Source organism: Streptomyces sp. NPDC057424 (assembly GCF_042803315.1).
In the GTDB taxonomy this organism is placed as follows: domain Bacteria; phylum Actinomycetota; class Actinomycetes; order Streptomycetales; family Streptomycetaceae; genus Streptomyces.
Window position 1 is genome coordinate 21762 of the sequence record NZ_JBHVCP010000036.1, and the last position, 14985, is coordinate 36746.

At 70.4% G+C, this 14985-nt stretch carries 11 protein-coding genes; 6 read left to right on the plus strand and 5 right to left on the minus strand.

Going from position 1 to position 14985, the window contains the following annotated elements; all coding sequences use genetic code 11:
* Positions 1–34: 34 nt before the first annotated feature.
* From ACFU3E_RS25440 to ACFU3E_RS25455, 4 genes are all read right to left on the minus strand, one after another.
* On the minus strand, positions 35–217 hold the full coding sequence (locus ACFU3E_RS25440) for a hypothetical protein (RefSeq protein WP_384162531.1): 183 nt from the start codon (positions 215–217) through the stop codon (positions 35–37).
* Entirely contained in the window at positions 214–1899 is a 1686-nt protein-coding gene (locus ACFU3E_RS25445) for an FAD-dependent oxidoreductase (protein ID WP_384162534.1), read from the minus strand. Before ACFU3E_RS25445 ends, ACFU3E_RS25440 begins: the two co-directional genes overlap by 4 nt.
* 79 nt (positions 1900–1978) lie before the next feature.
* Positions 1979–3121 (minus strand): hypothetical protein, encoded by a 1143-nt coding sequence (locus tag ACFU3E_RS25450; RefSeq protein ID WP_384162538.1) that lies wholly within the window; start codon positions 3119–3121, stop codon positions 1979–1981.
* On the minus strand, positions 3118–4281 hold the full coding sequence (locus ACFU3E_RS25455; protein ID WP_384162541.1) for a homogentisate 1,2-dioxygenase: 1164 nt from the start codon (positions 4279–4281) through the stop codon (positions 3118–3120). Before ACFU3E_RS25455 ends, ACFU3E_RS25450 begins: the two co-directional genes overlap by 4 nt.
* A 182-nt stretch (positions 4282–4463) precedes the next feature.
* Here ACFU3E_RS25455 and ACFU3E_RS25460 point away from each other — a divergent pair, with 182 nt between their 5' ends.
* The 4 genes from ACFU3E_RS25460 (at position 4464) to ACFU3E_RS25475 (ending at position 9348) form a co-directional block, all read left to right on the plus strand.
* Positions 4464–5180 (plus strand): IclR family transcriptional regulator, encoded by a 717-nt coding sequence (locus ACFU3E_RS25460; protein WP_384162544.1) that lies wholly within the window; start codon positions 4464–4466, stop codon positions 5178–5180.
* Positions 5181–5283: 103 nt separating this feature from the next.
* Positions 5284–6261 carry a helix-turn-helix domain-containing protein gene (locus ACFU3E_RS25465; protein ID WP_384162546.1) on the plus strand — a complete coding sequence of 326 codons (978 nt, stop codon included), beginning with the start codon at positions 5284–5286 and terminating at the stop codon, positions 6259–6261.
* A 112-nt stretch (positions 6262–6373) separates the two neighbouring features.
* Positions 6374–7909, plus strand: coding sequence for a GMC family oxidoreductase (locus ACFU3E_RS25470; RefSeq protein ID WP_384162549.1), 1536 nt, complete (start codon positions 6374–6376; stop codon positions 7907–7909).
* Complete coding sequence (locus tag ACFU3E_RS25475) at positions 7906–9348, plus strand: aldehyde dehydrogenase family protein (protein ID WP_384162552.1); 1443 nt, start codon at positions 7906–7908, stop codon at positions 9346–9348. Before ACFU3E_RS25470 ends, ACFU3E_RS25475 begins: the two co-directional genes overlap by 4 nt.
* A 156-nt stretch (positions 9349–9504) precedes the next feature.
* Here the strand turns inward: ACFU3E_RS25475 and ACFU3E_RS25480 are convergent, their stop codons facing one another.
* The gene (locus ACFU3E_RS25480; protein ID WP_384162555.1) at positions 9505–10524 is read right to left on the minus strand and encodes a LacI family DNA-binding transcriptional regulator; all 1020 of its coding nucleotides are present in this window, start codon (positions 10522–10524) and stop codon (positions 9505–9507) included.
* 322 nt (positions 10525–10846) lie between these two features.
* On the opposite strand from ACFU3E_RS25480, the gene ACFU3E_RS25485 reads away from it, so the two are divergent.
* Together ACFU3E_RS25485 and ACFU3E_RS25490 are read left to right on the plus strand one after the other, a co-directional pair.
* Entirely contained in the window at positions 10847–11881 is a 1035-nt protein-coding gene (locus ACFU3E_RS25485; RefSeq protein WP_384162558.1) for a LacI family DNA-binding transcriptional regulator, read from the plus strand.
* A gap of 766 nt (positions 11882–12647) precedes the next feature.
* Complete coding sequence (locus ACFU3E_RS25490; RefSeq protein WP_384162561.1) at positions 12648–14921, plus strand: right-handed parallel beta-helix repeat-containing protein; 2274 nt, start codon at positions 12648–12650, stop codon at positions 14919–14921.
* The last annotated feature ends 64 nt before the right edge of the window (positions 14922–14985 follow it).

Sequence of the window (14985 nt, forward strand, 5' to 3'; positions counted from 1 at the left end):
AAGCTTCCTCCAGAAGCGCGCACTGGACAGGGGGTTACCGGCCGCCGTCGGGGGTCGCGGCCGTCTCGACGGCCGTGCGGACGCGTTCGGCGTCGTCCACCTCGTGGGCGAGCAGCAGGGCGAGCCGGCTCAGGTACAGCAGCGCCCCGTCCTCGCCCGCCGCGGTCATCCGGTGGCAGATCTCCGAGTAGATCTCGTCCAGTTGTTCGGCGTTCACCGCGTGTCCCTTCCGATGCCGCGTCCGGCGGTCATGGCCTTGGCCCAGGCCCGGATCTCGCCGGGCCCCGGGTGCTGTCGGCGTGCGTACAGGTGCCCGTCCGGGCGGATCAGGCAGACGGTTCCCGGCTGGGCGCCGTAGAGGGGGAACAGGCGCCCGGTGTGGTCGTGGGACGCGGTCCGCGTCGGCGCGGCGGAGATCACGGCCGTGGCCAGCGGTACCGGCTCGGCGGCGAGCTCGTCCAGCTCCGCCCGCAGCTCGGGGGCGAGTTCGCCGTCGGCGGTGAAGGCGAGCACCGTGATCCGCGAGCCGAGCAGGTCGGTGAGGTGGCCCTCCTTGCCGCCCGGGAGGGTGAGGGGGCATTCGGGCAGGACGTCGCCCGGGCGCGGGCCGTCGTCGAAAACGTCGGCGGGACCGGTGAATCCGCAGCCCCCGTAGGAGATCGGCTGTGTCTGCCGCGGGTTGATCAGCGAGGAGGCCCAGGTGTGTCCCTCGGCGGTCAGGCCGAGTACGGCCGTGCGCATGGTGTCGAACGCGAAGGAGGGCGGCGCCATGAACTCGGTGCTCTTGGAGGCGTACCGGATGTTCTCCCGGCCGGCGTGCACCCGCTCCGTCGAGTAGGTGTCCAGCAGTTCGGCCGGCGAGTGGCCGCTCACCACGAACGCCAGCTTCCAGGCGAGGTTGTGGGTGTCGTCGATGGCGGAGTTCATGCCCCGCACGCCGAAGATCGGGACGAGGTGCGCGGCGTCCCCGGCGAACAGGACACGGCCGTGCCGGTAGGAGTCGAGTGTGAGCGCGTTGGCCTTGTAGACCGAGATCCACACCGGTTCGACGTCGTCGCGTTCGCCGATCATCCGCAGGTGGCTGCGCACCCGCGGCATCACGTTCTCCGGCCGCACCGCCTCCTGCGGATCCTCGTCCGGCCGCAACTGGTAGTCCAGGCGCCAGATGTCGTCGGGCTGCCGGTGCATGAGCAGCGTGGAGCCCGGGTTGGACGGCGGGTCGAACCAGGCGTAGCGCAGCGCGGGCCGGTCGGTCTTCAGCTCGACGTCGACGATGACGTACCGGCCCTCGTAGGCCGTCCCCGCCAGGCGCAGGCCGAGCTGCTCGCGCACGGTGCTGCGGGCGCCGTCGCAGCCCACCAGCCAGTCGGCGGTCATGGTGTAGGTGTCGCCGTCGTCGGTGCGCACCTCCAGGTCGACCCCGTCCGGGTTCTGCCGCACGGCCTCGACGCGACTGCCCCAGCGGACCTCGACCAGGCCGTCGCCGTACCGGTCGGCGGCGTCGAGCAGGTACTGCTCGGCGTAGCACTGCTGAAGGTTGATCATCGGCGGGAACTTCTGGTTCTCGTCGTGCGGCATCGCGAACCGCAGCACCTCGGTGTCGCGGTAGTAGCTCACGCCACCGGTCCAGGCCAGCCCCTTGGCCAGGTAGGCGTCCGCCGCGCCGAGCTGTTCCATGATCTCCAGCGTGCGCCGCGACAGGCACGCGGCCCGGCTGCCGACGCAGACGGTGCGGTCGGACTCCAGCACCACCGAGGGCACGCCGTACCGGGCCAGTCCCAGGGCGAGGGCCAGACCGGTGGGGCCGCCCCCGGCGATGACGACGCGATGGCGCGCGGGGTCTCTCCCGTCGGTCGGTCCGGGGAGGTGGACGGGGTGGGTGACGTAGTCGAAGTACATCGGTGAGGGCCTTTCCTGCGTACGCCCCGGGACGTCGGCCGTCCCGTCGCCCAGTGTGGTGGAAGGGGTGACGTGCGGGTCATGCCGGCACGTCGTCCAGCCAGGCCAGGAGCGTGTCCACCATGAGGGCGGTGAGCTCCGGCTGGCCGACCAGGTAGTGCTTACCGCCCTTGACGGGTGTCAGCGCCTTGCGGTCGTGCGGGACCGCGTCGTACAGGGCCCGCGCGTGGGAGGGGAAGCAGCCCTGGTCGGCGGTGCCGTACACGACGTGCACGGGGGTGTCGACGGTGCGCAGCCTGGCCGGGCCGTCGCCGCGGGAACGGCTCAGGGACCACTGGGACAGCCATGAGCGCAGGGTGGTGTAGTGCCCGAGCGCGGCCGGCTGGAAGTTCGCGTTCCACGCGTCGCCCCACAGCGTCCCCGGCTCGCGGTCGGACGGGTCCAGCGACAGGTCCAGGAACCGGGGGTCCGCGCAGACACCGTGCACCAGGAACGGCATGTCCGCGATCCCGCGCTCGTCCAGTGCGGCCAGCTTCTTCTCGGCCCAGGCGGTGATCGCCTCGCTGCGGGCGACCTGCGCGGCGCGGTAGCGGCGCAGGAACTCCGGTGTGTACGGCGGTCCGTTCCGGGTGTCGAACAGGTCCAGGCCGTGGTCGCGGTCGAACGGGTCCTGCTCGCTGCGGACCGCCGGGTCGAGCCACTCGGCGAGCAACTGGGCCCGGCCGGGGTGGGCCATCGCGAGGACGAGCGCGTCGGCGGGGGGCAGGTCGGCCTGGGTCAGGTCGGGTCCTCCGCCCGCCGGGGCCGCTGTGATCGTGGGGTGTTCGGCCTGGTTCTGGTACAGCGAGACGAGGCCCCCGCCCCCCGAGTTGCCGAAGAGCACGACCCGCTCGTAGCCCTCCTCCCGCAGATGCCGGACGACCGACCCGACGTCGACGACGCAGTTCTCCAGCAGCAGGGCGGTGTCGTTGCCGATGTAGCGGGTGGTCATGCCGATCGCGTCCACGCCCGCGCGGGCGAAGGCGCCCAGCGCGTAGTGTCCGAGGAAGTTCGAGGACGGGTGGACGGCGACCACCGCGGTGCGGGCGATCCTCCCCGGCCGTGCCCGGTGCCGGGTGCACCACAGCGTCCCCGCCATCCGGGCCACGCCGGAGTAGATCTCGTTCGCGGAGGCGGGGGTGCGCATGGGCACCGCCAGCAGCTCCCGGTCGGGTGTGTTCATCGCCGGACCCGCCAGCTGCTCAGGTATGCGGGGTCCTCGCAGTCCATGGCGGCCGTGCCGAGGCGCAGGGGCCGGTAGGTGTCGAGCATGACGGCGGTCTCCTCGGTCCGCCGGGCGCCGAGGGCGGCCTCGATGCTGCCCGGGTGCGGGCCGTGGATGAACCCGGCGGGGTGCAGCGAGACCGAGCCCTGGCCGATGCCGGTGCCCTTGCGGCTCATGAAGCTGCCGTCGGCGTAGAACAGCACCTCGTCGGAGTCGACGTTGGCGTGGAACGGCGGGACGGGCACCGCGTCGGGGTGGTAGTCGAACAGACGGGGCACGAAGGAGCAGATGACGAAGCCCGGGCCCTCGAAGGTCTGGTGCACCGGCGGTGGCCGGTGCAGGGAGCCGGTGACGGGCGAGAAGTCGGCGATGTTGAAGGCGTACGGGTACAGGCAGCCGAACCAGCCGACCACGTCGAACGGATGGGTCGCGTGCACGTAGCGCGTGACGCCGTCCCGGTTGCGCACCAGGACCTCGATGTCGGTGCCCTCGGCGAGCAACGGGCCTTCGGGGCGCCGCAGGTCCATCTCGCAGTAGGGCGCGTTCTCCAGGAACTGCCCGGCCTCGGAGAGGAAGCGCTTCGGCGGCCGCACGTGTCCGGAGGCCTCGAACACCACCGCGTGCAGGGCGTCGCCGTCGGCCGGGACCCAGCGGTGGGTGGTGGCGGTGGGCACGATCACGTAGTCGCCCTTGCCGACCTGCAGGGTGCCGAACACCGACTCGAACCGTCCGCTGCCCTCCTCGATGTACACCAGCTCGTCGCCGATGGCGTTGCGGTAGAGCGGGGAGGGCTCGTCGGCTACCGAGTAGCTCATGACGACGTCGTCGTTGCCCAGCAGCACGTGCCGGTCGCGGACCAGGTCACCTCTGCCCGTGAGCTCGTGCGGGCGCAGGTGCCGCGGCTTGAGCGGGAAGTTCGCCGCGAGCGAGGGCCGGGCTCCCTCCACCGCGTCCACCGCCACCACGTCGGTCGGCGTCTCCCGGTGGTAGAGGAGCGAGGAATCCGAGACGAAGCCCTCCTCGCCCATCAGCTCCTCGCGGTAGAGGACGCCGTCCGGCCGGCGGAACTGGGTGTGGCGCGTGCGGGGCGTCTCGCCCATCTGCATGAAGTAAGGCACGTGACCCGACTCTCCCTGCGGTTCGTTAAACGAACATATGAGTTCGATTCATTGAGCCTCATCGTGAGGTGACGGCGAGAGGCTTGTCAACAAGCGCGAACGCGCCGCGCCATGGGCTCGACGGGCTGTTGTGGGCATGGCTATCGTTCGTTTTACGATGTCCCACGTTCGAAAAGGCAGCGATGGAGATCTCCAAGACCGCCGATCAGGCACTGGTCCTGCTGTTGCGGATCGCCGACCAGGGCGCCCGGACCCCGGCAGAACTGGCCCGGGCCACCGGCATGAACCGCACAGTCGTGCACCGGCTGCTCGCCACGCTGCAGGGTCGTGGATTCGTCTTCAAGCGCGGCGACCGGTACGCCCTCGGGGCGGCGCTGATGCGCATGGCCGGGCAGTTCGAGCCCGAGTTGCGGGCGGTCGCCCGGACCGTGATGACCGACTTGGCGGAGCGGCTGCACGAGACGCTCGTGCTCGCCGTCCGCGAGGACGATCAAGTGGTGATCGTCGAGCAGGTGGCAGGCTCCCACCACCTGGTCCGCGCCCAGTACGAGCTCGGCTACCGTCACCCGATCACCCTCGGTGCCAGCGGCCTGGCGCTGCTGGCCTTCCTCGGCGAGCAGGAACGCGAAACCCTTGCCGCGCGCACCGAGGAACCCGAGCGGATCACCCGGCGCCTCGCCGAGGTGCGCGCGCTGGGCTACGCCGTCACGCACGACGAGCTGCGCGTCGGCGCGTACGGCCTGGCCGTGCCGGTACGCGACGGGGACGGTGAGGTGGTCGCCAGTCTGGCGGTCATCGTGCCGACCACGCGCACGCCCGGCTTCACCGACCATGCGCCCACCCTCGCCGAGGCGGCCGAGCGGATCACCAAGCTCCTCGCCGGGGCCACGGAGGCCTGAATCCGGACCGCCGCGACCCGTTGACACGCTGAAGTGCGGCTCCCTAGGTTGACTCGGTAATCGAACTCGGTGCCCTGATCCAGTTCGCTGAGGGGAGAACCGCATGCCCTCGATAGTGACGCCGGCCGAGGACACCTCGGAGCGAAGACTCGAGTTCTGGCGGGACGTCGTCAGCCAGAGCTTCGTTCCCCTGGAAGCGCTGCCGCGCAAGACCCCGGACTTCCGTGCCGAGCTGCACACGGCCCGCATAGGCCCGGTCCAGGTCTCCGTCATCACCGCCCAACCGCACGCCATCGCCCGTACCCGGCGGCACATCGGATCCGCACCGCCGGACTACGTCAAGGTCAACCTGCTGCTCAACGGGCGGTGCGTGCTCTCCCAGGGCGGCAACCAGACCGAGCTGGGCGCGGGCGATCTGGCGGTCTACGACACCCGGCGTCCCTACTCGCTCGACCTGGACCGGCCCTACCGGGGCCTTGTCCTGATGTTCCCGCGCGACCTGCTCCGCATGCCGGAACGCGATCTGGCGCGGGTCGCGGCGACCCGCGTGCCGTGCCACCAAGGCATCGGCACTCTGGTGCGTCCCTTTCTGGACGGGCTGGTTCGGCAGGTGGAGCAGTCCGAGTCCCTCGACACACCCCGGCTCGGCCACAACGTGGCGGACCTCATCGGAACGCTGCTCACCGAGTACGTGGGCGTGGACCGAGCACCGGGAGACGAGGGCCGGGACCTGCTGGTCCGGCGCATCCTGACGTACATGGAGCAACGCCTGGACGACCCGGCGCTGGGCCCCGACGAGATCGCGGCCGCTCATCGCGTCTCGCGTCGCCATCTCTACAAGCTCATGGCCGAGGAGGGCTACACCGTCTCCGGCTGGCTGCGGGAGCAGCGTCTCGCCCGTTGCCGGCGCGATCTCGGTGATCCGGCCCTGAGGCACCTGTCGGTAGGCGCCATCGGGGGTCGCTGGGGGTTCCCGGACCCGGCTCACTTCAGCCATGCCTTCAAGGCCGCCTACGGCATGAGCCCCCGGGAAGTCCGCGCGGGCCGGGCCCCGCATCCGCCCGAGGCCGGGCGCGGCTAGGGCTGTGCCCGGCGACGGCACCGGCCGGCATCGCGACACCGTGCACGACAACGCAAGAACCCGTGCACCACACCGCAAGCCCGGACCGCTTCCAGGCCGCACGCTTCCGGTCATGGAAGCCGCAAACACCACTTACCACCACATCGTGGTGGGCGCCGGATCCGCCGGCTGCGTCATCGCACGTCGGCTGGTGGACGCCGGCCGCAAGGTCCTGCTGATCGAGACCGGGGGAGCCGACGACAACCCGGCCATCCACGACCCGGGCCGTTCCTGGGAACTGTGGAACGCCCCCGAGGACTACGCCTACCTCACCGAACCCCAGCAACACGCGGACGGCACACAGGTCTTCTGGCCGCGCGGCAAGGTCCTCGGCGGATCCAGTGCCCTCAACGGCATGATCTACGTCCGGGGCCACCGCTCCGACTACGACGACTGGGCCAAACGCCACGGGGCCACCGGCTGGTCGTACGACGAGGTCCTGCCGTACTTCAGACGCTCGGAGGACTTCGAGGACGGGCCCTCGCACTACCACGGGACGGGCGGCCCGCTGCCGGTCACCCGCAACCGCGACCCCCACCCGGTGACAAGCGCGTTCATCGCGGCGTGCCAGGAGTACGGGATCGCGCGCAACGACGACTGCAACGCCGAGGAGATCCTCGGTGTGCAGTTGCTGCACCGCACCATCCGTGACGGCAAGCGGATCAGCGCCTGGACCGCCTTCGTTCAGCCCGTGCTGGACAACCCGCTGCTCACCGTGATGACGGGGTCCCCGGTCTCCCGGGTGATCATCGAGTCAGGGCGCGCCCGCGGCGTCGAGGTGATCGGACACGGCTCCACCGCCTCCATCCGCTGCTCAGGTGACGTGATCCTCTCCGGCGGCACCATGGGCTCGGCCCAGCTGCTGCTGCTCAGCGGGCTCGGCCCGGCCGACGAACTGCGCACGCTCGGCATCGACGTCGCCGCCGACCTCCCCGGAGTGGGCGCCAACCTGCACGATCACGCGCTCGTCCCGGTGGTGTGGCAGTCGAGCCGTCCGCTGCCGCCGGGCACGGCGAACAAGCTGGAGGCCCACTACTTCGCCAAGACCGATCCGACGATGACGGCCCCCGACCTCCAGCCGCTGATGTCCCACGCGCCGATCCCCGTGGCCGGCTACGACGTACCGGCCGAGGGGCACGGCTACACCGTCATGGCGGGCACGATCCGTCCGCTCAGCCGCGGCCGGATGTGGCTGCGCTCGGCCGACCCCACCCAGCCGCCCGCGCTCGATCCGCAGTACTACGCCGACCCGTACGACCTCGCGGCCATGGTGACGGCGATCAAGCAGGTCCGCGAGATCGGCCGGCAACAGGCACTCGGCGACTGGCGTTCCTTCGAGATCGCTCCGGGTCCCGACGTCGTCACGAATGCCGAGATCGCCGCGTACGCCAAGAAGGCCCTGATGAGCTACCACCACCAGGTCGGCACCTGCCGTATGGGCACCGGTCCCGACGCGGTGGTCGACCCGATGCTGCGCGTCCACGGCGTACCGGGCCTGCGCGTCGCCGACGCATCGGTCATGCCCGCCGTCCCCTCGGGCAACACCCACGCACCCGCCGTCATGATCGGCGAGCGCTGCGCCGACTTCGTCCTCGGAGAGTCCTCATGAGCACCGCCCAGACCCTGTCCATCGGCGGCCAGTGGCAGGCAGCCGCCTCCGGCGCCGAGTTCGACACCCTGGACCCCGCGACCGGGCAGCCGCACGCACGCTGCTCCGAGGCGTCCGGCGCCGACGTCGACGCGGCGGTGGCCGCCGCCCGTTCGGCCCTGCACAGCGCGGAGTGGAGCGGCCTCACCCCGGCCCAGCGGGCCCGCGTCCTGTGGCGGATCGGCGACCTGATCGAGGAGCACGCCGAGGAACTCGCCGCGCTGGAGACCCGCGACCAGGGACAACCCCTCGGCATCGCCCACGCCATCAGCGTCGCGGGAGCGGCCGAGCACTTCCGCTACTACGCCGGCTGGGTCACCAAGATCGCGGGCGAGACCGAACCGGTGTCCATCCCGGGGGTCTTCCAGTACACCCGGCGCGAGCCGGTGGGCGTCTGCGCACTGATCACTCCGTGGAACTTCCCCCTGCTGATCGCGAGTTGGAAGATCGCCCCGGCCCTGGCCTGCGGGAACACGGTGGTCGTCAAGCCCGCCGAGCAGACCCCGATGACCACCGTCCGGCTGGTGGAACTGTGCCAGGAGGCGGGGATCCCCGCCGGAGTCGTCAACCTGCTCACGGGCGGAGCGGAGACGGGCCGCGCGCTGATCGACCACCCAGGCGTCGACAAGGTCTCCTTCACCGGCTCGACCGAGGTGGGCCGCGAGATCGTCCGGGCCGCGGCCGGCAACCTCAAGCGGGTGTCGCTGGAACTCGGCGGCAAGACCCCCATCCTCGTCCTGGCGGACGCCGACCTCGATGCCGCGGTCGCGGGGACCCTGCAGGGGGCCCTCGTCAACAGCGGCCAGGTGTGTGCCGCCTACTCCCGCTTCTACGCCCACCGTTCGATAGCGGACGAGTTCGCCGAGCGCCTCGCCAAGGCGGCGCAGTCGGTGCCCATCGGCCCGGGGAACGATCCCGCCGCTCAGCTCGGCCCCCTGGTGACGGCGGAGCACCGGGCGAGCGTCGACGCCCTGGTGCGCTCGGGGATCGAGCAGGGCGCCACCTTGCTCACCGGCGGCAGCGAGGTGGCCGACCGGGCCGGTTTCTTCTACCAGCCGACCGTCTTCACCGACGTCCGCGACGACATGCGCATCGCCCGCGAGGAGATCTTCGGTCCGGTCCTCGCCGTGCTGCCCTTCGACGACGAGGACGATGCCATCGCCCGCGCCAACGACAGCGAGTACGGCCTCGCCGCGTCCGTCTGGACGCGGGACATCGCGAGCGCTCACCGGGTGTCCCACGCCATCCGGTCCGGGACGGTGTTCGTCAACATGCCCAACCCCGTCGACGCCGCGGCTCCCTGGGGCGGTTTCCGGTCCAGCGGCTGGGGCAGGGAGATGGGACGCGGGGCCATCGACCTCTACACGGAGACCAAGAGCGTCTGGGTCTCGCTCGCCTGAGCCGCTTCCGCCGTTCTTTCCACCCCTCACTCATCATCCGCGTCGACCAGGGCCCTGCCCTCACCGTGCCCGGCCGCCCCTCGGCGGCCGGGGCAGGGTGCTTGTGCGCACAGAAACACCAACGCGGACCGGCACCGGCGGTCTTCGTCTCACTCGCTACCGCTCAGTCCGTAGCAACGGGGTGCTGGCCCGCAGGACGACGTTCGCGGCGACCGGGACGATCCGCGAGGCGTCGTCGTCCGAGAGCGCGAGTTCCATCGCACGGAGCCCGACCTGCTGCAGAGGAACGGTCACGGAGGTCAGCTCCGGGACGACGTCCACCGCCGGGCCGATGTCGTCGAAGCCGGCGACGGCGATGTCCCGGCCAGGGACGAGTCCGGCGTCGCGGAACGCGGTCATCACACCGATCGCCATGACGTCGCTGACCGCGAAGACGAGTTCCGTGCCGTCCAGTCCCCGCTGAACGAGCTCCCGGGCCGCCGCACCACCCCCTCGGCGGCTGAACTCGGCTTCGACCACCAGCCGCTCGTCGACGTCGATGCCGAACTCGCGCAGGCCCTCCACGAAGCCGCTGCACCGGTCACGGGACGTCCTCAGTCCGGTCCCCGCGCGGACCACCGCGAACCGCCGGTAGCCGAGCCCTACCAGCGCGCGGGCAAGCTGCCGCGCTCCACCGTAGTTGTCGATGCTGACGGTGTGGAACGGCAGGTCGTGCTGGCTTATCAAGACCACGCTGCCGCCCGCTTCCCGGTAGGCCTCGAGCTCCTCGACGAGTGCGTCGCGGGTGCCGGTGCCGTCGATGCGGCTGCCGGTCATGATGATGACGCGGGGGCGCATGCCGCGCAGCGTCGCGACGATCTGGAGTTCCCGCTCCGGGGAGCGGTCCGCGACCGCCATGGTCACGATGAGTCCGGCAGCCTCCGCTGCAGGCGCCACCCCTGCCGCGATGGAGGAGAAGTACGGGTCGTCGACACCGCTGACGACCAGCGCGGCGATGTTCGTCGAACCCCGCGCGATCGCCTGGGCGGACAGGTGCGGCGCGTAGTCCAGTTCCGCGGCGGCGGCGAGCACACGGTCGATGTTCTCCTGCCGGACGTTGCGGACGCTGCCGTTGAGCACCCGCGACGCCGTCGCCTGTGAGACGCCCGCCGTGCGCGCCACATCATGGAGGGTCACCTGGCGCTCCCCGGATACGGCCTCCCCGCGACGCCGTACAGGCGCTGCCGTTCCTTCTTCCATGCCGCACATTGTGCACCGTGCCGCACATCACCTGGAAGGTGCCGAGTGACTACCGAGGGTCACGTCGTGGGCCGGCCGCTCACCACGTCGTCCATGCCTGGCCGAACCCCGACCGGGCCGGCACGACCACCTTCCGGCCGGGCGGCCGTGTCCCGAGTCGGTCACCGGCGTTCATGCACCCACGTCGGCGGCCTGGCCAGGGATATCCTCGGGTAGCGTCGACGGCGGCTCGTTTTCGTGGTGCGGGAGGGACGGCACGATGCCCCATTCAGCTAGGCCGACCGTCACCCTGCGTGACGTTGCGGCGGCCGCCGGTGTGTCGGTCTCGACCGCGTCACGCGTGCTGGGCGGCAGTTCCCGGACGGTCGCGGAGGAATACCGGCAGCGGGTCCTCTCCGCCGCGGCCGCGTTGCGCTACACCGCGGACGCCTCGGCCCGGGCGATGCGGCGCGTGAGCGACTCGATCGCGGTCGCCGGCGACGACCTCACGACCCCGTCGATGGGAATGGTCGCCGCGGCGATGGAACGGCGGGCTCGTGATGCGGGGGCGTTCGTCACCGTCTCGTCGACCCACGGCACCGCCGAGCGTCAGCTCGAAACCGTCCGGCTGCAGCGTGCTCTGCGGCCGCGTGCGCTCATTCTGACCTCGAGCCGCCTCGATACGAACGCCCTCGGCGGGCGTCTGCTCGACGAGTTGCTCGGATACGAACGCGAGGGCGGCCGGGTAGTGATCGTCGGTGACACCGACATGCCGTTCGACTCCATCGGCTTCGACAATCACGGCCCTGCGAAGGAATTGGCCGCCTACGTCGCCGGGGCGGGGCACCGGCACGTGACGATCCTCGCCGGCGCGCGCGGGCAGGGGAACGTCTCCGCCCGTACCGCGGGCTTCATGGCCGGGCTCCGCGGCGGCGGCGTCGAGGGGCGGCACATCCGGATCTCGCACTGCGCGGTGAGCCGCCAAGGGGGGTTCGACGCGGCGCGGCGGCTGGTCGCCGAGGGGCTGGAGCCGCCCCACGCGGTCCTCGCCGTCAACGACACCATTGCCATCGGCGCGATGTCCGCCTTCCGGGCTGCCGGGGTGGCGGTGCCGGACGACGTCTCGGTGACCGGTTTCGACGACATCGACCTCGCGATCGACGTGACACCGCGGCTGACGACCGTGTCGCTGCCACTGGCGCAGGCAGGTGCCGAGGCGGTCCGCCTCGCGCTCGCGGATCGTGCGCAAGCAGTCCATTTGATGATGCGCGGGCAGGTCGTGGTGCGTGACAGCACGGCGATCCGCGTCGCCTGAACCGCCCCTGAGCCCATCACTCCGGCCGACGCACACAGGCACTTCAGAGCCACCGGAACCTGACACGTCCAGGACGCGTTCCTCCGCGCTGACCGACGCGTGCGCCTTCGATCATGGAACACCCGATCGGAATGCGATTTCCCACCGCGTGAGGACGGATGAGGACGGATGAGGACGGATGAGGACACCTTCGACCGGGCGCGCCCACCTCGGCGATCCCACGCGACCGACTCGGGACCGAGCCTCCGTGCAGCCTCACTCACACCCGCACTCCCTCCGAAGGGGATCTCCCGTGCACGCGCCGGGAAACGGGTGCTTGAGCAGCCAGTGCGGGGCGCCGGCCGAAGCGGCCGGGCTGCCTCACGGCTCGCCGTCGCATGGTGCCGCCGGCTTCCGGCGGCGCCCTCCACACCGCCCGCGCGTTCATCTGCGCGAAACCTTGACGCACTCAGGCACCGCTGGGCACACTGCGCGGAATACGTTTTCCCGATGCAGCCCCAGGGGGCAGGCATGAGGATTCCTGACGGCCGGCTTCATATCCGGGAGGCACTGTGACACGGGAAGCACGGCTCCTGGAGCCGCTGCTGAGCTCAGCCCCCGATGGGATATGTCCGACCAGACCCGCGCCCATGTCGTCGGGCACCCGCTGGTGGGTCCGCCGCCCAGTCCCGAACTGCCCGTGCCCCGAGTCGTTACGGGACATCGCGGCCGCAGGCGTCACGACAGGAGCCAGTTCCTCACCATCACAGACGACAAGAAGAGGACAATGACCGTCAACCGAAGACTCGTATCAAGAGCGACAGCCGCCGCACTGTGTGCGCTGGCCGTCGTGCTCGCGTCGATCGTGCTCGTCCCCGCGCAGCGAGCCTACGCCGCGGGCACCACGTACTACGTGAGCACGAGCGGCAACGACAGCAACAGCGGCACCAGCAGCAGCGCGCCCTGGCGCTCACTGAGCAAGGTGAACTCGAAGACGTTCCAGCCCGGCGACACCATTCGCTTCGAGGCCGGTGACAGCTGGGTCGGCCAGCTGTGGCCGAAGGGGTCCGGCACCGACGGCGCCCCGATCTCCATCGACAGCTACGGAACGGGCGCCAAGCCGAAGATCGCCGGCCAGGGCACGGTCAGCGACGCGGTGCGGCTGTTCAACCAGCAGTACTGGGAAATCCGCAACCTCGACGTGTCGAACGCGGTGCCCACCGGGACGACAGACGGTTCGAAGCTCGGCGACTTCCGCGGCATCGGCGTGCTCGGCGACAACGGCCAGACCCTGCACCACTTCGTGATCGACTCGGTCGACGTCCACGACGTGACCGGCGAGGTCAGGTGGATCGGCGGCAACACCGCCAACAACAAGCCGGGCATCACCTTCAACAACGGCTGGGACCGCTCGAAGAACACCGGCGGCATCGCCTTCCTCACCACGGTCCAGGACATCGCCGCGCCCGGCGCCCCCACCGTGCTCGACGACATCACGGTGCAGAACTCCACCATCAAGAACACCTCGTTCGCGGGAATCGTGACGAAGCAGTACGCCGGTGACGCGCCCGGGGCCGTCTTCACGGGCTGGGGCAAGCGCGCCACGGCCACGGACTCCCGCTTCACCCCGCACACCGACGTCACGATCCGCGGCAACTACATCACGCAGGCGAACACCGACTTCGGCGGCAACGGCATCTATGTCACCGGCACCCGAGACGCACTCGTCGAAGGCAACGTGATCGACCGGGTCGGCGTCTCCGGCGTCGAGACCAACATGGCCGACAGCGTCACCGTCCAGCACAACGAGGTCATGGGCACCCACCACATGGGGGGCAGTGCCGACGCGAACGGTCTGGACCCCGACATCGGCACCACCAACCAGCTCTTCCAGTACAACTACCTGCACGACAACGGCGACGGCATCCTGCTCTGCGCGTGCAACTCCTCGGTCAGGTTCGGCAGCGCGGTGGTCCGCTACAACGTCATCACCGGCAGCGAGCGGTGGAACCTCCACATGTCGCAGACAACGGGCTCGGTGGCGCACGTCTACAACAACACCTTCTCCAACCCCGATTCGCAGACCATGGTGAGCGGCGGTGCCTCCGGCAAGGTGACGCTGACCAACAACCTGTTCGTCTCCGGAAATTCAGCACCCGAGTTCAAGCAGCAGTCGAGCATCGTCTACAACAACAACGGCTACTCATCCAACCTGACGACTCGGCCCTCGTCCGACGCGAACGCCGTCGTCGGCGCTCCGCAGTTCGTGAACCCCTCCGTCACGGGACCCTACGGCGACGAGAACGGCACGAGGCTGGGCACGGCGGCGAACTTCGCGCTCCAGTCCGGATCGCCGTTCGTCGACGCCGGCGCAACCGTCACCGGCAACGGGGGCCTCGACTTCGCCGGGGCCCCTGTGCCGATCGGGACCGGTCCGGAGATCGGCGCCTTCGAACGCGGCGCGCCCGGCATCGCCTTCTCTGACACGTTCGACAACCGGCCCACCGGCGCGCTCGCCAACGGCACGAACGGATGGCGAGTCATCTCCACCAACAACGACGTCTCCGTGGTGGCGACGCCATCCGCCACGGACAAGAGCGTCCGGCTGACCCGCACCATCGAAGGCGGCGGCGCGGACGGGACCAACCTCGCCCGGCTCTTCAGCACCCCGCTGCAGGGCGTGGTGACCATCGAGGCACAGGTGATGCGCAGCGACACGCAGGCGGGCTGGTTCGGCTTGCCCTACCTGTACAACGCCGGCGGCACCCAAGCCGTCAGCGTGGCCTTCGCCCGCGGCCAGATCCACGCGTACGAGGGAACCACGGACAAGGTGATCGGTACGTATACCCAGGGCAAGTGGTACCGGATCACGCTCACCGTGGACACCGTGAACCAGCGCTTCGACCTGGACATCGACGGCCGGCGCATGCTGACCGATGCCGCGTTCCGCACCTCGATGCCGGGAATCGCGAAGGTCGCGTGGTACGCGAACGGCGGTGAGCGCGGGTCGGTGCACGTGGACGACGTCCGAGTCTCGCGCGGTACCGGATACGGCCAGTGACCATTTCCGGTCCGTTGACATCTCTCACATGAGAAATCAGCTCTGCCGGGCCGCATGCGGCCCG

Bases quoted from the DNA above. Each gene is read 5' to 3' on its own strand.
- ACFU3E_RS25445 (WP_384162534.1), bottom strand. From the start codon at position 1,899: ATGTACTTCGACTACGTCACCCACCCCGTCCACCTCCCCGGACCGACC.
- ACFU3E_RS25450 (WP_384162538.1), bottom strand. From the start codon at position 3,121: ATGAACACACCCGACCGGGAGCTGCTGGCGGTGCCCATGCGCACCCCC.
- ACFU3E_RS25460 (WP_384162544.1), top strand. From the start codon at position 4,464: ATGGAGATCTCCAAGACCGCCGATCAGGCACTGGTCCTGCTGTTGCGG.
- ACFU3E_RS25465 (WP_384162546.1), top strand. From the start codon at position 5,284: ATGCCCTCGATAGTGACGCCGGCCGAGGACACCTCGGAGCGAAGACTC.
- ACFU3E_RS25470 (WP_384162549.1), top strand. From the start codon at position 6,374: ATGGAAGCCGCAAACACCACTTACCACCACATCGTGGTGGGCGCCGGA.
- ACFU3E_RS25475 (WP_384162552.1), top strand. From the start codon at position 7,906: ATGAGCACCGCCCAGACCCTGTCCATCGGCGGCCAGTGGCAGGCAGCC.
- ACFU3E_RS25485 (WP_384162558.1), top strand. From the start codon at position 10,847: ATGCCCCATTCAGCTAGGCCGACCGTCACCCTGCGTGACGTTGCGGCG.
- ACFU3E_RS25490 (WP_384162561.1), top strand. From the start codon at position 12,648: ATGACCGTCAACCGAAGACTCGTATCAAGAGCGACAGCCGCCGCACTG.